The organism is Streptomyces sp. TRM68367 (genome assembly GCF_014495685.1).
GTDB lineage: Bacteria > Actinomycetota > Actinomycetes > Streptomycetales > Streptomycetaceae > Streptomyces.
This window is the reverse complement of sequence record NZ_JACTVI010000040.1, coordinates 47,620-63,471: the sequence shown is the minus strand read 5'-3', so window position 1 is coordinate 63,471 and position 15,852 is coordinate 47,620. Positions and strand designations below refer to the sequence as shown.

Annotated in this window: 14 protein-coding genes and 2 pseudogenes; 7 read left to right on the top strand and 9 right to left on the bottom strand. The window is 71.8% G+C overall.

What is annotated here, in order from left to right:
* Positions 1-77 precede the first annotated feature (77 nt).
* Together H8R17_RS24415 and H8R17_RS24410 are read right to left on the bottom strand one after the other, a co-directional pair.
* On the bottom strand, positions 78-1,451 hold the full coding sequence (locus H8R17_RS24415; protein ID WP_187825365.1) for a HAMP domain-containing sensor histidine kinase: 1,374 nt from the start codon (positions 1,449-1,451) through the stop codon (positions 78-80).
* A gap of 61 nt (positions 1,452-1,512) precedes the next feature.
* The gene (locus H8R17_RS24410) at positions 1,513-2,232 is read right to left on the bottom strand and encodes a response regulator transcription factor (protein WP_187825345.1); all 720 of its coding nucleotides are present in this window, start codon (positions 2,230-2,232) and stop codon (positions 1,513-1,515) included.
* A gap of 286 nt (positions 2,233-2,518) precedes the next feature.
* On the opposite strand from H8R17_RS24410, the gene H8R17_RS24405 reads away from it, so the two are divergent.
* Positions 2,519-3,295, top strand: a complete 777-nt coding sequence (locus H8R17_RS24405) for an SDR family NAD(P)-dependent oxidoreductase (protein WP_187825344.1) — start codon at positions 2,519-2,521, stop codon at positions 3,293-3,295.
* Here H8R17_RS24405 and H8R17_RS24400 read toward each other — a convergent pair.
* The 5 genes from H8R17_RS24400 to H8R17_RS24380 all read right to left on the bottom strand — a co-directional run bounded on the left by H8R17_RS24400 (position 3,236) and on the right by H8R17_RS24380 (position 7,850).
* Positions 3,236-4,000, bottom strand: a complete 765-nt coding sequence (locus tag H8R17_RS24400) for an SUMF1/EgtB/PvdO family nonheme iron enzyme (RefSeq protein ID WP_223125418.1) — start codon at positions 3,998-4,000, stop codon at positions 3,236-3,238. The genes H8R17_RS24405 and H8R17_RS24400 overlap by 60 nt on opposite strands.
* Before the next feature lie 47 nt (positions 4,001-4,047).
* Complete coding sequence (locus H8R17_RS24395; protein ID WP_187825343.1) at positions 4,048-4,926, bottom strand: hypothetical protein; 879 nt, start codon at positions 4,924-4,926, stop codon at positions 4,048-4,050.
* A 31-nt stretch (positions 4,927-4,957) separates the two neighbouring features.
* On the bottom strand, positions 4,958-6,553 hold the full coding sequence (locus H8R17_RS24390) for an alkaline phosphatase (RefSeq protein WP_187825342.1): 1,596 nt from the start codon (positions 6,551-6,553) through the stop codon (positions 4,958-4,960).
* A gap of 207 nt (positions 6,554-6,760) precedes the next feature.
* On the bottom strand, positions 6,761-6,952 hold the full coding sequence (locus tag H8R17_RS24385) for a DUF397 domain-containing protein (RefSeq protein WP_187825341.1): 192 nt from the start codon (positions 6,950-6,952) through the stop codon (positions 6,761-6,763).
* A gap of 10 nt (positions 6,953-6,962) precedes the next feature.
* The gene (locus H8R17_RS24380) at positions 6,963-7,850 is read right to left on the bottom strand and encodes a helix-turn-helix transcriptional regulator (RefSeq protein WP_316959521.1); all 888 of its coding nucleotides are present in this window, start codon (positions 7,848-7,850) and stop codon (positions 6,963-6,965) included.
* A gap of 179 nt (positions 7,851-8,029) precedes the next feature.
* Between H8R17_RS24380 and H8R17_RS24375 the strand changes: the two genes are divergently transcribed.
* Together H8R17_RS24375 and H8R17_RS24370 are read left to right on the top strand one after the other, a co-directional pair.
* The gene (locus H8R17_RS24375; protein ID WP_187825340.1) at positions 8,030-8,458 is read left to right on the top strand and encodes an ATP-binding protein; all 429 of its coding nucleotides are present in this window, start codon (positions 8,030-8,032) and stop codon (positions 8,456-8,458) included.
* A 94-nt stretch (positions 8,459-8,552) separates the two neighbouring features.
* Positions 8,553-9,236: an ankyrin repeat domain-containing protein gene (locus H8R17_RS24370; RefSeq protein ID WP_223125416.1), complete on the top strand. Its 684-nt coding sequence runs from the start codon at positions 8,553-8,555 to the stop codon at positions 9,234-9,236.
* Positions 9,237-9,263: 27 nt separating this feature from the next.
* On the opposite strand, the gene H8R17_RS24365 is transcribed toward H8R17_RS24370, so the two are convergent.
* On the bottom strand, positions 9,264-9,962 hold the full coding sequence (locus tag H8R17_RS24365; RefSeq protein ID WP_187825339.1) for a TetR/AcrR family transcriptional regulator: 699 nt from the start codon (positions 9,960-9,962) through the stop codon (positions 9,264-9,266).
* Between the two features lie 132 nt (positions 9,963-10,094).
* Between H8R17_RS24365 and H8R17_RS47300 the strand changes: the two genes are divergently transcribed.
* The 3 genes and pseudogenes from H8R17_RS47300 to H8R17_RS24355 form a co-directional block, all read left to right on the top strand.
* Positions 10,095-11,837: an ABC transporter ATP-binding protein gene (locus H8R17_RS47300; RefSeq protein ID WP_316959520.1), complete on the top strand. Its 1,743-nt coding sequence runs from the start codon at positions 10,095-10,097 to the stop codon at positions 11,835-11,837.
* Positions 11,834-13,671: pseudogene (locus H8R17_RS47295) on the top strand (ABC transporter ATP-binding protein). Before H8R17_RS47300 ends, H8R17_RS47295 begins: the two are co-directional and overlap by 4 nt.
* 64 nt (positions 13,672-13,735) lie before the next feature.
* Positions 13,736-13,985 (top strand): annotated as a pseudogene (locus H8R17_RS24355) (IS5/IS1182 family transposase); the annotation flags it as partial.
* 252 nt (positions 13,986-14,237) lie between these two features.
* Here H8R17_RS24355 and H8R17_RS24350 read toward each other — a convergent pair.
* Complete coding sequence (locus H8R17_RS24350) at positions 14,238-14,954, bottom strand: SDR family oxidoreductase (RefSeq protein ID WP_187825338.1); 717 nt, start codon at positions 14,952-14,954, stop codon at positions 14,238-14,240.
* A gap of 71 nt (positions 14,955-15,025) precedes the next feature.
* Between H8R17_RS24350 and H8R17_RS24345 the strand changes: the two genes are divergently transcribed.
* Complete coding sequence (locus H8R17_RS24345; protein ID WP_187825337.1) at positions 15,026-15,802, top strand: helix-turn-helix transcriptional regulator; 777 nt, start codon at positions 15,026-15,028, stop codon at positions 15,800-15,802.
* The last annotated feature ends 50 nt before the right edge of the window (positions 15,803-15,852 follow it).

The window sequence follows — 15,852 nt, the reverse complement described above, 5'->3', positions numbered from 1 at the left end:
CCTTCGTTCAAGGGGCGGCGGTCGCGGCCCCTGGGCATCCTTGCAAGTGAAGGCCGGACCGCGCGACGACACCTGCCTCAGGTTCCGCCGCGCTCGTCCTCCGCCGGCACCCCTCCCACCGTGAACCCGATCACCGCCCCGCCCCCGCCCCGGCGGACGGCGAACGGGGCGCCTCCGTGGGCGAGGGCCACCTCGCGGACGATGGAGAGGCCGAGGCCGGAACCGGGGAGGGAGCGGGCGTCGGGGGCTCGGTAGAAGCGGTCGAAGACGCGGGTGAGGTCGTGGTCCGCTATGCCGGGGCCGCGGTCGCGGACTTCTACGCGGATCGTGCCGGGGCGCTGCGCGGGGCCCGTGACGGCGACCTCGACGGGGGCGTTCTTGTCGCGGTCGAACTTCACGGCGTTCTCGACCAGGTTGGACACCGCGCGCGTGAGCATGCCGGGGCGGCCGTCGGTCACCGTGTCGCCGGTCACGTGGACCCGGATCTCGCGTCCCGCGCGGCGGCGGGCCAGGCCTGCGACATCCTCGGCGATGTCGGCGAGGTCGACCCGCTGCGGGGGCTCGGTGTCGGACTGGCCGGCGGCGAGGTCGACGAGTTCGTTGACGAGGTCCGTCAGCTCGCGGGCCTCCTGGCTCAGGTCCGCCACGAGCTCGTCGCGGGTCTCGGGCGGGAGTTCGTCGATGCGGCGCAGCAACGAGATGTTCGTACGCAGCGACGTCAGCGGCGTACGCAGCTCATGTCCCGCGTCCTGGATCAGGCGGCGCTGGTCCTCCTCCGACTGGGCGAGTCTGCCGAGCATGCGGTCGAAGGCGCGGCCGAGGCGGCCCACCTCGTCGTAGCCGGCGACCGGTACCTGGATGCCGAGCCGGCGGGTGCGGGCGACGTCCTCGGCGGCGGAGGTGAGGATGACCAGGCGGCGGGTGATGCGGCGGGCCAGCCACCAGCCGAACAGGCCGGCGGCGGTGACGACCGCGGCCATGAGGATCAGGGTGCGCCGCTGGAGTGCGTGCAGGAGGTCCTCGGTGTCGCTGAACTCCTGCGCGATCTGGACCGCGCCGCGGCCGCCGCCGAGGGAGACGGTCGCGATCCGGTAGATGTCGTCGCCCACGTCGACGTCGCTGTGCTGGGTCAGCCGCCCGGCCGTGAGCGCGCCGGCGATGCGCCGGTCGGGGTCGGTGACCGGCAGGCCGGGGCGTCCGGGGTCCAGGATGCTGCCGTGCGGGCCGAGGACCTGTACGTCCGTGCGGGCGGGGCGTACGAGGTCGTGGCCGGGCTCGGAGGAGGAGAAGTCGTCCGGCGTCATCTCCTGCTGGCGCACCTCGCTCCGCAGGTCCTGTACGACCTCGTCGAACACCGACTGCTGGTCCACGCGCACCAGCCGGGCGGCGGCGCCGTAGGACAGGATGCCGACGAGGACGGTCACGGCGGCGGTGACGGCCGCGAAGGACATCGCGAAGGTGGTGCGCAGGGAGAGCAGCCGGAACCGCCGCCTGGCGAGCAGGCGGCTCACCTCAGTCCTCCCGCAGTACGTAACCCACGCCGCGCACCGTGTGGATCAGCTGCGGGGCGTCCGGCTCGTCGAGCTTGCGGCGCAGGTAGCCGACGTAGACGGCGAGGTTCTTGGAGCCGGGGCCGAAGTCGTAGCCCCAGATGCGGTCGTAGATGGTGGAGTGGTCGAGGACGATGCCGGCGTTGCGGACCAGCAGCTCCAGCAGTTCGAACTCGGTGCGGGTCAGCTCCAGCTCGCGGGTGCCCCGCCAGACGCGGCGGGCCTGCGGGTCCATGCGGATCCCGGCCGCCTCGACGAACCGCTCGGGAGCCTTGGGTACGTCGGCGCCGGCGCCGTTCGCTCCCACGGCCACCGGGGTGGTGCGGCGCAGCAGGGCGCGCAGCCGGGCGAAGACCTCCTCGACGTCGAAGGGCTTGACGACGTAGTCGTCGGCGCCGGCGTCGAGACCGGCGATCCGGTCGGCGGTCTCCACGAGCGCCGTCAGCATCAGGATCGGCGTGCGGTCGCCCTCGGCGCGCAGCACGCGGCAGACCTGGAGTCCGTCGATCCCGGGCATCATCACGTCCAGCACGAGCACGTCGGGCCGGTTCTTGTGGGCCTGGGCCAGCGCCTCGACGCCGTCGGCGACCGCGGTGACCTGGTAGCCCTCCAGGGTCAGGGCACGCTCCAGGGCGTGGCGGATGGCGCGGTCGTCTTCGGCGAGCAGAACAGTCTGGGGCACGGATCCAGTGTGCCAAGCCGTGGCCGTCGTACGACGTGATGTGTGCCGCTCGGGCGGCCTTCTTACTGGCCTCTCACTCGTCACGAGGCAACCGGGAGTGTGCCCCCTACCGTCCTCTCACCTTTGGACCTTCTGCTGCCTGGCCTGGGCCAGGAGGGTGGCGTGGGTGAGTGCGCGCCCACTTCGGCCGGGTCCTGGCCGAGTGATCATGCGGGCCCCGAGGAACGGCGGCTGACGTCGCCTACTCTTGGCGGCAGCAGCCCACCGCCGTTCCAGGAGCAGTTTCATGGCCACCGCCGCCCCGTCCGCCGCGTCCCGCATCGCCGTCGTCACCGGTGCGAGCAGCGGTATCGGCGCCGCGACGGCCCGGCAGCTCGCCGCGGCCGGCTACCGCGTCGTGCTGACCGCGCGGCGCAAGGACCGCATCGAGGCGCTGACCGAGGAGATCACCGCGGCCGGACACTCGGCGACGGCATACGCGCTCGACGTCACCGACCGCGCCGCGGTCGACGAGTTCGCCACCGCGTTCCGGACGGTCGGCGTGCTCGTGAACAACGCGGGCGGTGCCCTGGGCGCCGACCCGGTCGCGACCGGCGACCCGGACGACTGGCGCCGGATGTACGAGACGAACGTCATCGGCACCCTCCACCTCACCCAGGCCCTGCTGCCCAAGCTGGTCGCGAGCGGCGACGGCACGGTGGTGGTCGTGTCGTCCACGGCGGGGCACGGCACGTACGAGGGCGGTGCGGGCTATGTCGCCGCCAAGCACGGCGCGCACGTCCTCGCCGAGACGCTGCGCCTGGAGATCGTCGGGCAGCCGGTCCGGGTCATCGAGATCGCGCCCGGCATGGTCCGGACCGAGGAGTTCGCCCTGACCCGATTCGGTGGCGACGAGGAGAAGGCGGAGAAGGTGTACGAGGGGGTCGCCGAGCCCCTGACCGCGGACGACGTCGCCGGCACCATCACCTGGGCGGTCACCCGCCCCAGCCACGTCAACGTCGACCTACTGGTCCTGCGCCCGCGCGCCCAGGCGTCCAACACCAAGGTCCACCGGGAGCTGTGATGCCGGGCGACTCCGCCGAGCGGGAGTGGCGGAGACCGAACGGGCGACCCGGAACCCCACGTCGTCGACCCGGAACGCCGGATGACTGCGGCGGCGTACGGAGGCCCGGCAGCTCCAGTGCTCGTCGAACCAGCCGCCGCCGCGCAGGACCCGGTAGGTGCCGTACACCTCGGCGTCGTAGACGTCCCAGCACCACTCCCACACGTTGCCGAGCATGTCGTACAGGCCCCACGGGTTGGGCCGCCTGCCGCCCACCTCCCGGACCCGGCCGTCGGAGTTGCCGCGATACCAGGCGACCTCGTCGAGCGCCCCGTACCGCGGTCCGGCCGTCCCGGCCCGGCAGGCGTACTCCCACTCGGCCTCGGTCGGCAGCCGGTAGCCGCCGCAGGACGCGTCCCACTCGACGCCCTCGCCGCCGGCCCGGAAGTGATAGGCGGACACCAGCCCCGCGCGCTCCGACAGGGCGTTGCAGAACCGGACCGCGTCCTCCCAGGAGACCCCCTCGACGGGCAGCCGTTCCCCGCGCGCGGTGCTCGGCCGGCGGCCGGTGATCTCCTCGTACAGCGACTGGGTGACCTGGCACGCCGCGAGCCGGCAGGCGGCGACGTCGACCGGCCAACTGCGCTGTGTCCTGCGGTCCGACAGCGTCACCCGTCCCGGCGGGAGGGCGATCATCTCCGTATCCGTACCTGCGCCCGTGTCCATGAGCGGATCATCCCACCGGACTCAGCCCTGGCCGTCAGGCCCCGGTGTCAACTGCCGCGGACCTCGATCTCCATGACGCGGGAGTAGCGGGCGTCGTTGGATGCGTGGACGACGATGCGTACGGCCTCCGCGGTAGTCGCCCGGAACCGGCTGGTCACGAGGCCGGAGGTGTTGCCGCGTACCTCGGCGACAGTGGTCCAGCGCCCGTCCGTGAGGGCCTGGACGTCCCAGTCGCGCAGCCCGTACCGGGCGGCCGGGTGCGCGGGGCGGTCCAGGGTGAGGACCTTGACCTCGTCGATCCGCCGCGGCTCGGGGAGCCGTACGCCGTAGGTGTCGGGGAAGACGGCGGCTGTGCCGTCGTTCCATCCGGTGCGGGTGTCCCAGTCGGCGTGGTCGGTGTTGCCGTCGACGCCGCCGCAGACCGAGAAGTTGCCGTGCGTGGAGGAGGCGAAGGCCTCCTCGCCCAGGGCCAGGTTGTCGCCCGGCCCCTTGGACGGGGCGCTCTGGACGCTCACCGGCACGCGCAGCCGCTGCCGGTCCAGTTCCAGCCGGACGTCGTAGGTGCCGGGCGGGGTGTCCCGGGGCGCGCGGACCTCGACGAGGGCGCCGACCGGCTGGTCGGGGTCGGTGGCCGGGAGGTAGCTGGAGAAGATGTCGCGGGACAGGGTGAGCGGTGCGTCGGCGGAGAGGAGCGTGTCGGCGTACACGGGTCCGGGCCCGGTGTTGGTCATGGTGGCCTGGAAGACGCTCGGGAAGCACGGGAGCGGTACGAGGTCGAGGCGGTCCGGTTCGGCGCCGAGGGTGATCTGCCGGGTGCGCTGCGGGTCCGGGCCTGGGGCGCTGTTCGCGGTGGCCGAGGTCAGGAGCGTGGCCAGGACTGCGGCGCCCAGGGTGAGGGCGGTTCGTGCGACGCGCTGGTGCGGCATGTGCGGGTTCCCCTTCCAGGAGTGCGCCGGGTCAGGCGGGCTGGATGCCGGGCCGGCCGTCCTCGACGACGAGCTTGGTGCGGGTGGTCACGGTGCCGCCGGGGGTCGTCACGCGGTCGGCCACCCGGTAGTCCACGGTCCACTCCCGCGGGGTCACCGTGCAGGTGACGTAGCCGCGCTGGAAGTTGTGGAACCGGACGTGCGGGTTCTCGGCGGCCAGCGTGCGCCCGGCCTCGTCCTGGTCGACGCCGTCCATCCCGGAAGCGATGGAGGTGCCGATGAACTCCGCGCCGACGGTGGGTGAGCCGGGGTCGGTGAAGTCCAGCTTGAGGTCGGAGGCCACACTGCGGTGGAGGTCTCCGCCGAGGGCGACGAGGTTGCGCACGCCGCGCTCGTGGGCGCCGCCGAGCACTCGGTCGCGGGAGGCCTCGTAGCCGTCCCACATGTCCATCGGCACCTCGACGCCCGGGCCGGACAGGGTGTCGAGCCGGGCCATGGCGGTCTGCTGGCCGAGGACGTTCCAGCGCGCGCGGGAGTTCGCGAGCCCGTCGAGCAGCCAGCGCTCCTGCTCGTCCCCGGTGATGGTGCGGGCGGGGTCGCGGGTCTCGGGGCCGGGCGGTTTCATGCCGTCGCCGTAGGCCTGGTCCGAGCGGTACTGGCGGGTGTCGAGCATGCTGAACTCGGCGAGGGTGCCGTAGCGCAGCCGCCGGTACAGCCGCATGTCCGGGCCCTGCGGCAGCTGGGTCAGGCGCAGGGGCATGTGTTCCCAGTAGGCACGGAAGCCGTTGGCGCGCCGTACAAGGAACTGCGCGGGCGGGGCGCTCGGGTGGGCCTCGTCGGCCCAGTTGTTGACGACCTCGTGGTCGTCGTACGCGACGATCCACGGGGCGGAGGCGTGCGCGGCCTGGAGGTCGGGGTCGAGTTTGTAGAGCGCGTACCGCTCCCGGTACTCGTCCAGCGTCACGGCCTCGCGCAGGGCGTGGGGGTCCGCGGAGCCGGGGCGGATGCCGCGGTCGAGGCCGAACTCGTAGATGTAGTCGCCGAGGAAGAGCACCACGTCGTGGTCGCGACGGGCCAGGTCGGCGTGGGCGGTGTAGAAGCCCTCGAACCACGCCTGGCAGGAGGCGTAGGCGAGGGACAGGGAGGAGAGGGCGGCGTAGGGGGCCGGGGCGGTGCGGGTGCGGCCGACAGGGCTGATCTGTCCGGCGGCGCGGAAGCGGTAGTGGTAGTGCCGCCAGGGACGCAGGCCCCGGACGTCGACGTGGACGGTGTGGGCGTACTCGGGGCGGGCGTACGCGGTGCCGCGGCGCGCGATGCGGCGGAAGTCCTCGGACTCGGACACCTCCCACTGCACCGGCACCGCGCGCTGGTCCATCCCGCCCAGCGGGGCCAGGGGTTCGGGGGCGAGCCGGGTCCAGAGGACCACGGCGTCGGGCAGCGGGTCCCCGGAGGCGACGCCGAGGGTGAACAGGGGCCTGCGGTCCGGCTTCGCCAAGGGCGTCGCGCGGGCGCTCCGGGTGTCGACGAGGGCGCCGGTCAGGGCGAGGGCGGCCGCGGCGCCGGTTGCGGTCAGGAATCTGCGTCTGGTCGCGGCGGCGGCCGCGAGCCCGGTCTGCGTCATCTTCATGTGGTCATGACAACCTCATCGTCTGAACCGTTCCTTCCGCCCCAGCGGAACGAATCATGAACGATACAACGACCTCAGCTGACGACGTGTATTGACGGGGTGTCAATCCCGGTGCGTGTCACGGCCCTCGTACCGGGTCGGCACCGGTGCGGTTCGAGGGGTGGGCGGGTGCCTCGCCGTGTGGGGGTTGAGCGGGGCGTGGGGGATTCACGAGCGGCCCGCGCTCTTGAGTTCGGTGAGGAGGGCGCGGAGGGCCGTGGGGGTGGGAGTGAGGAGGGTGGTGGGGTGGTCGCTTTCGCGGAGGCAGAGGGTTGTGGGCGTGGCGGCTATCTCCAGGCAGTCGTTGTCGGAGTCGCCTGCGGAGTACGACGACTTCTGCCAGCGGAGGTTCTGAGACACCGAGGGCCTTTCAGAGTTCCTGGGCGATACGGCGGATGAGGTCGAGGGAAGCGTCCTGTGGCAGGGCGGCACTGTCAACGCGTTCGAGCTTGGCTCGGTAGCGGTGCAGTTGAGCCGGTGCGTCGATGAACTCGGCACCGTGCGGCGTGTCGATCTGGACGGTATCCAGGTGGGGGACGACTCCGCCGACGTACTGCACGGCAAGGCCCGCGCCCGCGAAGCCCTCGGCGGCGAAGGGGATGACGCGGAGGGTGACGGACTCCCTCTCGGATGCCTGGAGGAGATGCTGGAGTTGTGCGCGGGCGACCTTGGAGCCGCCGACGCGCATCCGTAGCGCGGCCTCGTGGATGATCACGTCGTAGGGCGTCCCGGAGTCGAGCACTCGCTGCCGTCGAATACGGAACATGACGCGAGCCTCACACAGGTCCGCCGGAGTACCCGGCTCCACGAACGACAAGGCCGCGCGTACGTGCTCCTCGGTCTGGAGGACTCCCGGAATGTGCACGACCTGGAATGTGCGAACGTGCGACGCGTGGTGCTCCAATTCGGCGAGATCAAGTGCCTTGGGTGCCAGAACACCCCGGTACTCCTCCCACCAGCCCTTGTCCCGCTCGTTGGCCATGTCGACCAATGCCTCGATGAGCCGGGTGTCGTCGCAGGCGTAGTGGTCGGTGAGTCTGCGCAGCCGCTCCTCGCTGATGCCGTGCTTCCCGGACTCGATGTTGCTGATCTGCGCCTGGCTCGTGCCCAGCCAGGCGGCGACATCGCGGGACACCAGCCCCGCTGCCTCGCGCAGCCTGCGCAGTTCCGTGCCAAGGCGTCCCTGACGTGCGGTGGGCGTGCCCCTGGGCGGCATGCCGTCCTCCTGGATTCCGGTGACGCGGTTGCGCCGTTGCAAATATACCGAGTACCTTCGTTGCGTACTCACGGAGCGTGCCCGCGTGGTCACTCATCCGCAACTCCCCCTGCCCATCGCCCGTTGGAAGTGCCACCCCGGCCCGTCGACACCCGGGGCGCCGGACAGCAACGCGGCCGGGCTCAGTAGAAACCCGCTCACCACAACGGAGTTGATGCCCCATGCCCTCGTACACCCTCATCTGCCCACCCCTGGACACCTCCCCGCGCATCGCCCGCGACTTCGTCGCCACGGTCCTCCGTGAACTGAGACTCGACGCCGAACTCGTGGACGACGCGACCCTCTGCACCTCCGAACTCGTCACGAACGCCTGCGTGCACGCGAAGGGCGACGGCGCCGCGCTGTGGCTGGCCGTGGAGGCGGGACGCGTCCGGGTGGTCGTGTACGACGGCGACGAGAACCCGCCGGTGATAAGGGAGTTGACGCCCGAGGTGTGGGGGACGGGCGGGCGCGGGCTGTATCTGGTGGACGCGCTCACCGGTGGGTGCTGGGGCCACGGTCGGGCCGTGCAGTACGACGGGCTGCTGCGACCGGAGGGCAAGGCGGTCTGGTTCGATCTCACGACTCGGGTCAGTGGCGGGTGTCCGTGAAGTCCCTTTCAAGAACCCCAGACCAACCAGACCAAGGCGTGTCCAGCGCAACTCCCGCTGCCGTCACCGCGGCGTGATCCATAGACTCGGCCACGTGGATGCCGAGAAGAAGGTCGCGCAGTGGGACGGTGTCACCCGTCGGACGTCGCTCAAGCCGGAGTACGCGAAGAAACGGGACCAGCTCGCCGACGCCGCGCGGGACGGGGACTGGGCCACCGTCTTCCGGATCCTCGACGACAGCTGGAACACCGAATGGATCAACTCCGCGCGCCTCGAAGGCCGCAGCGGCTACGCCCCGCTGCACCAGGCCGCTTGGCACGGTGTCCCCGCCGAGGTGGTCGAGCGCCTCCTGGGATACGGCGCCTGGCGCAGCCTGCGGGCAACTGACGGAACCCGCCCCGTGGACATCGCCGAACAGCGCGGCCACCACCAACTCACCGCCCTCCTCCGCCCCGAGTTCCCGCACCCCCTGCCGGACGACGTACGCACCGGCCTGCAACAGCACCTGCACCGCCTGATCCGGCACAGGGCGGGCCTTGAGGGCGGCTCGGACCTGGCCACCGATCAGGGCATGCGCCTGCCGGAGGTCGAGGTGCTGACCGAACTCGCCAACCCCGTGTGCTGGTTCCCCGTGCCGGGCATGTACGGGGGCTTCAAGATCGAGCTGCGCGGCCGTGAGCTGATCGTGGACAGCTGGATCCGGGTCGTCGGAGGCTCGGAACGCACGGACCGCGTCACGCCCGACGGGGTGCACCTGCAGGAGGGCAAGCAGCTCTGACGCCGCTGCCCGTCTGCGGGAGGCCGGTCAGTCGGCTGTCAGGGTGATCGCGTCGGGGACTGCCGCGAACGCCTCGTCCACGCGGGCGGCGAGGGGGGTGGGGCCGCCCTCGCCCCGGGGGCCCGCGCCCTCGCCACGGCCGGCGGTCCAGTTCTTGGCGCCGACGCGGTAGGCGCCGAACGCGATCTCGGCGAGGAGGCGCAGGCGCACGTCCCCGCGGCTGTTCAGGCCCAGCTTGGCCTCCAACTGCTCGACGATCTGCTGCTGGTGGTGCGCGGCCATCATCAGGCTGTGCTTGCGCAGTCCGTTGTGGCGGGCGGCCAGGCGGCGGGTGGCCCAGAAGCGGCGCGGCCAGTCCTCGTCCATGCCGGTGATGGTGTCGACGAGCGTGGTGCGCAGAGTGGTGAGGACGTCGCCGTGCAACTCGGTCTCCGTGAAGGCGTCGACGTAGGAGATCCAGAGTTCGGCCTCGGCGGCGAGGGCGACCGACTCCTTGGAGGAGTAGTAGCGGAAGAAGGTCCGCTTGGAGACCTCCACCTCGTCGACCAGCTCGTCGAGCGTCACCTCGTCGAAGCCCCGCTCCGTGAACCGTGCCAGTGCCACGTCGGCCAGGGCGCGGAACGTGCGCTGCTTCTTGCGTTCGCGCAGGGGGAGGACACGGTCGTCCTGCGCGTCGTTCTTCCTGTCGCCTTTTGCGCTGGTCGTGGCGGAGTTCCGGCTCTCCATGCGGCACACCTTAGCTTCCCGCGCGCAGACCACTCGCCGGAAAGTCACTGATGGGTAATCGCCTCTCATGTCATACTGCCACTGAGTGGCATTTCGCTCTCAGTGCCCCCCTGCCTGCCGTGAGGAGCCCGCGTGCGTGTCCTGATCCGGCTGCTGGCCGCCGGCCTCCGCCCCTACGCCCGCTCCGTGGCCGCCATCGCCGTCCTCCAACTCGCCCAGATCACCGCCACGTTGTACCTGCCGATGCTGAACGCCGACGCCGTCAACCACGGCGTGCTCACCGGCGACAGCGGGCACGTGCTGCGGGTCGGCGGCGTGATGCTCGCGCTGACGCTGGTGCAGCTGACGTGCGCGGCGGCGGCCGTGTACGTCGGCGCGCGCACGGCGATGGCGCTCGGGCGGGACCTGCGGGCCCGGGTCTTCGCGCGGGTGCGAACCTTCTCCGTGCGGGAGATGAGCCGCTTCGGCGCGGCCTCGCTGATCACCCGGGCCACGAACGACGTGCAGCAGATCCAGACCCTGGTCGTGCTCGTGTTCACCCTGGTTGTCGCGGCCCCCGTGATGGGAGCGGGTGCCCTGGTGATGGCGGTGCGCCTGGACGCTCCGCTGTCGCTGCTGCTCGTCGTGGTGCTGCCCGTGCTGACCTGCGTCATGGGGGTCATCTTCGGCCGGCAGATGCCCCTGTCGGCCTCCCTCCAGCAGCGCGTGGACCGGCTCACCAAGGTGGTGCGCGAGCAGATCACCGGCATCCGGGTCGTGCGCGCTTTCGTCCGGGACGAGCACGAGCAGGCCCGGTTCGCCGAGGCCAACCGGGACCTGTTGGAGGTGGGGCTACGGCTGGGCCGTATGCAGGCCTTCGCGATGCCGGCCGCCATGCTCATCATGGAGTTCTCGGGCATCGCCGTGCTGTGGTTCGGCGGGCACCGCGTGGCCGGCGGCGGGATCCAGGCCGGGACACTGATCGCGTTCCTGCAGTACCTCACCCAGATCCTCCAGGCCGTGATGATGGCGATGCTGGCGTTCCTGATGTCGCCGCGCGCCAGCGCGTGCGCCCGGCGCATCCGCGAGGTCCTCGACACCGCCGGCGGACTGCACGTCCCCGCGACACCGGTCACCGAACTACCCGAACCGGGGCGGCTGGAGCTGCGCCGCGTCGGCTTCCGCTACCCCGGCGCCGAGGAGCCGGTGCTGCGCGCGGTGTCCCTGACCGCCCGGCCCGGCGAGACCGTCGCCGTCGTCGGCTCGACCGGCAGCGGCAAGTCGACGCTGCTCCAGCTGGTGCCGCGGCTGTACGACACGACCGAGGGGCAGCTCCTGGTCGGCGGCGTCAACGTCCGCGAACTGGACCGGGCCACGCTCGCCGCGACCGTCGGCCTGGTGTCGCAACGGCCGTACCTCTTCTCCGGCACCGTCGCCTCCACCCTGCGCTACGGCCGTCCCGACGCCAGCGACGACGACCTGTGGCGGGCGCTGGAGACCGCGCAGGCCCGCGACTTCGTCGAGGCGTTACCCGACGGCCTCCACGCGCCCGTCGCGCAGGGCGGGAGCAACTTCTCCGGCGGTCAGCGGCAGCGGCTCGCGATCGCCCGGCTACTGCTCGCCCGGCCCCGGATCCACCTCTACGACGACTTCTTCTCCGCGCTGGACGCGGCCACCGACGCCCGCCTGCGCGCCGCCCTCGCCGCGCACACCGCCGACGCCACGGTCGTCATCGTCGCCCAGCGCGTGGCCACCGTCCGCCACGCCGACCGCATCGTCGTCCTGGACGAGGGCCGCGTGGAGGCGAGCGGCACCCACGACGAGCTCATGGACACCAGCCCGGCCTACCGGGAGATCGCCCTCTCCCAGCTGACCCCCGAGGAGGCCGCCGCGTGACCGACGCAGGTGAGCAGAAGCAGAAGAGCAACAAGCCCCGGAGTTTCGGCAGTTCGGCCCTGCGGCTGCTGCGCACCCTGGGCCCCGACCGGCGCCGCCTGGCCCTGTGCCTGGCGCTGAGCGTGGTGAGCGTCGCGCTGACGGTGTCCGTGCCGATGCTGCTGGGCCACGCCACCGACCTGATCATTCGGCAAGCCTCCAATGAGGAAGCGGACTTCGGGCAGGTCGGCGCGGTCCTCGGCGGGGCCGCCGTACTCGTCCTCGTCTCCGCCGCCTGCGCCCTCGCGCGCGGCCGGCTGGCCCAGGACATCGGCCAGCACACCGCCCACCGGCTGCGCGCCCGCACCTCGGCCAAGCTCGCCGCCCTGCCCCTGGGATACGTCGACCGCCGCCCTCGCGGGGACATCGTCTCCCGGCTCGCCAACGACGCCGACAACGTCGCCCTCACCCTCCAGCAGCTCCTCACCAAGATCGCGGTGTCCCTGCTCAGCGTGCTCGGCGTGCTTGGCATGATGCTGTGGCTGTCGCCGCTGCTCACCCTGGTCGCGGTGGCGTCCCTGCCGGTGGCGGCGGGCGTCACCCGGCTGCTGGGCCGCCGCTCACAGCCCGAGTTCACCCGGCAGTGGCGCACCACCGGCGAACTCGGCGCCCACGTCGAGGAGATGTTCACCGGACACGACCAGGTACTGCTCTTCGGCCGCGGCGAGGACGCCCAGCGCCTCTTCGACGAACGCAACGCCGCCCTCTACGACGCCGCCCGCCGCGCCCAGTTCCTCTCCGGCGTCATCGAACCGGCGCTCGCCTTCCTCGGCCACATCACCTTCGTGGCCGTCGCCGTGCTGGGTGGGCTGCGGGTGGCCTCCGGCGCCATGACGGTCGGCGAGATCCAGGCGTTCCTCACCTACACCCTCCAGTTCACCAACCCCCTCACCCAGGCCGCCGCCCTGGTGCACGTCGTACAGTCCGGCGTGGCATCGGCGGAACGCGTCTTCGACCTCCTCGACGCCGAGGAACAGATCCCCGACCCGGCGGTCCCAGCCCGCCGCCCGACCGGCATCACCCCGACCGGAATCACCTCGCCCGGCATCACCGGCCGGGTCGCCTTCGAGAACGTCTCCTTCCGCTACACCCCCACCGAGCCCCTGATCGACCACCTCACCCTCACCGTCGCCCCCCACCGCACGGTCGCCATCGTCGGCCCCACCGGCGCAGGCAAGACCACCCTGGTCAACCTGCTGCTCCGGTTCTACGACCCCACCGCCGGCCGCATCACCCTCGACGGCACCGACATCGCGTCCCTGCCCCGCGCCGAACTGCGCCACCACATCGGCATGGTGCTCCAGGACACCTGGCTGTTCGAGGGCACCATCGCCGCCAACATCGCCTACGGCAGGCCCGGCGCCCCGTACGAGGACATCGTCGCGGCGGCCCGCGCAGCCCGCGCGGACCACTTCGTCCGCACGCTCCCCGACGGCTACGACACCCTCCTCGACGAGGCGGCGCGGGCCTGAGCGCCGGCGAACGCCAACTGCTCACCATCGCCCGCGCCTTCCTCACTCAGCCGTCGATCCTCGTCCTCGACGAGGCCACCTCCTCCGTCGACACCCGCACCGAGACCCTCGTCCAGCGCGCCATGGCCGACCTGCGCACCGGCCGCACCAGCTTCGTCATCGCCCACCGCCTCTCCACCGTCCGCGACGCCGACACCATCCTCGTCATGGACCGTGGCCGGATCGTCGAACAGGGCACACACGAGGACCTGCTGGCGGCGCGGGGCGCGTACGCCCGCCTGTATACGGTCCAGTTCGCGCAGCCGGCGCCCCAGTCCGCCTGATGCCCCATGCCTAAGAGGTCGCGCAGATAGGCGGCTTGGGGAGCCCCGGCATCGAGGCGGGCACAGGTCCCTGCACGGCCGCGTCGCGCACAAGGGCGAGAAGGCACCGATCCAGGCGAGCCGGCGATGGCACGTCGAACGCACCCACGCCTGGCAGAACGCCTTCCACCGCCTCGCCCGTTGCCACGAGCGCCGCGCGACGGTCATCCACGCCTTCTTCGACCTCTCCGACACCATCAATCGCCGTCCGCAGCCTGATCCGCCGGGCCTGGACCACCCACCGCTGGAACAACCGCCCGAACCGCCGCCCATGAGCGCGCACCTGTCTGCGCAGCCTCCTTGCGCTGCTGCCAAGCACGGCTTCAGCCTGAGGAGGACGGCCGCTCTCGAAACCCGGGGCGTGCGAGTCAATGCCGTCGCCCCCCGGCTTCGTTGACACGCCGCTGCTGAGCGGCCGTGAGCGCTGCTGTCCGACCGCGCGGCGTCCACAGCAGCCTTCACCTGGTCGATGGTGGCTACGCGCGCGGTGAAGGCGCCCCGCCGAGTGCTTCCGGATGTCAGCGCGCTCACCAGGGCACGGGCGTTCCGTCCCAGGAGAAGAAGCCTCCCGTGGGGCCGTCGTCCGGCAGCAGGGCCAGGAGGACGGCTTCCTGGGCGGCCTCGGCCGGGTCGCCGCCGGCAGCGGCGGCCCGGGGGTTGAGGTCGGTGGCCCGAAGGCCGGGGGCGAGCGCGTTGACCTTGAAGCCTTCCTCGGCCAGCGTCTGGGCGTAGAGGACGGTGAGGGCATTGAGGGCGGCCTTGGACGACCGGTAAGCGGCGGCGCCACCGCTTCCAGGAGCGAACTGGGGGTTGGGGTTCGTGCTCCAGGTCAGCGACGCGGTGCCACTGGAGACGTTGACGATGCGCGGGTGCGGGGACCGGCGCAGGGCGGGCAGGAAGGCATTGGTCACCGCCACCACCCCGAACACGTTGGTCTCGTACGTGCGCCGGAACTCCTCGACGCCGGTGTCGGCCGGCGGGGCGAGTGACGGCGAGATCCCGGCATTGTTGACCAGCACGTCCAGGCGGTCCACCTGAGCCGCGGCCCGTGCGATGCCGTCAGGATCTGTCACGTCGAGGACCAGCAGGCGGGCGCCGTCGCCTAGCTCCTCGACGGCCCGCTTTCCGCGCCCGGGATCGCGGGAGCCCACGTACACGGTGAGGCCCTCGGCGGCGAGCAGCCGGGCGATGTGCTTGCCGATGCCCTTGTTGGCACCGGTGACCAAAGCTGTGCGATCGTTCATGACAACTACCGTTCCCTGGCCGTGGGCGCTTTGCCAGGGACAGCCTGTACCAGGCAGTGGGAGGAGGTGGCATGGCGCGGCAGGAGCTGGCCCGCTTCCTGCGGGACCGCCGGGCGGGCCTGCGTCCGCACGAAATCGGGCTGACGGCGACGGGCACCGTTCGCCGTACACCGGGCCTGCGCCGCGAAGAGGTGGCCGAGCTCGCCCATATGTCGGTCGACTACTACACGCGGCTGGAGCAGGCCCGGGGCCCGCGGCCGTCGGCCCGGATCCTGGAAGCGTTGTCCCAGGCGCTGCGGCTCACGTCGGCCGAGCGCAGCCACCTGTTCCGCCTGGCGGGATCGAGCGCGCCGCCCGGCATCAGCGCCGTGCGCCGGGTACGCCCGCATGTGGCCCGGATGCTGGAGCGGTTGCCCGAGACCGGTGCCATCGTCACTGACGCGGCGTACGGCGTCGTCGCCTGGAACCCCCTGGCCCAGGTACTGCTCGGCGGCGATCTCGGAGGCGGGACGACGAACCTGGCCCGGCGCCGCTTCTTGGGCCAGGGGCGGATGTACGAGAGCTCCAGCGCTGAGGAGTTCGGGCACATTGTGGTGGCGCGGCTGCGCCGGGCCGCCGACCGCTACCCGCATGACCCGCAGCTGTCGGCCCTGCTGGCCGAACTGCACGTCGGCAGCCCCCCCGGGCACCGCACCAAGACCCTCCACCACCCGGAGGCCGGCACGCTGCGCTTGAACTGCGATGTCCTGCTCGTACCCGAGGATGACCAGGAAGTCGTCCTGATCACGGCCGACCCCGGATCATCTGCCGCAAGGACCCTGTACAGGCTGGCCAGGCAGGCGGCCTGAAACAAAGGACTGGCACAGGTCTCGCCAGTGGTTACAGAGCGTCGCAGCTG

What these genes read in the sequence shown, in the direction of transcription:
- H8R17_RS24415 (WP_187825365.1), bottom strand. Translation starts at nt 1,451, where the DNA reads ATGTCCTTCGCGGCCGTCACCGCCGCCGTGACCGTCCTCGTCGGCATC.
- H8R17_RS24405 (WP_187825344.1), top strand. Translation starts at nt 2,519, where the DNA reads ATGGCCACCGCCGCCCCGTCCGCCGCGTCCCGCATCGCCGTCGTCACC.
- H8R17_RS24400 (WP_223125418.1), bottom strand. Translation starts at nt 4,000, where the DNA reads ATGGACACGGGCGCAGGTACGGATACGGAGATGATCGCCCTCCCGCCG.
- H8R17_RS24395 (WP_187825343.1), bottom strand. Translation starts at nt 4,926, where the DNA reads ATGCCGCACCAGCGCGTCGCACGAACCGCCCTCACCCTGGGCGCCGCA.
- H8R17_RS24390 (WP_187825342.1), bottom strand. Translation starts at nt 6,553, where the DNA reads ATGAAGATGACGCAGACCGGGCTCGCGGCCGCCGCCGCGACCAGACGC.
- H8R17_RS24375 (WP_187825340.1), top strand. Translation starts at nt 8,030, where the DNA reads ATGCCCTCGTACACCCTCATCTGCCCACCCCTGGACACCTCCCCGCGC.
- H8R17_RS24365 (WP_187825339.1), bottom strand. Translation starts at nt 9,962, where the DNA reads ATGGAGAGCCGGAACTCCGCCACGACCAGCGCAAAAGGCGACAGGAAG.
- H8R17_RS24350 (WP_187825338.1), bottom strand. Translation starts at nt 14,954, where the DNA reads ATGAACGATCGCACAGCTTTGGTCACCGGTGCCAACAAGGGCATCGGC.
- H8R17_RS24345 (WP_187825337.1), top strand. Translation starts at nt 15,026, where the DNA reads ATGGCGCGGCAGGAGCTGGCCCGCTTCCTGCGGGACCGCCGGGCGGGC.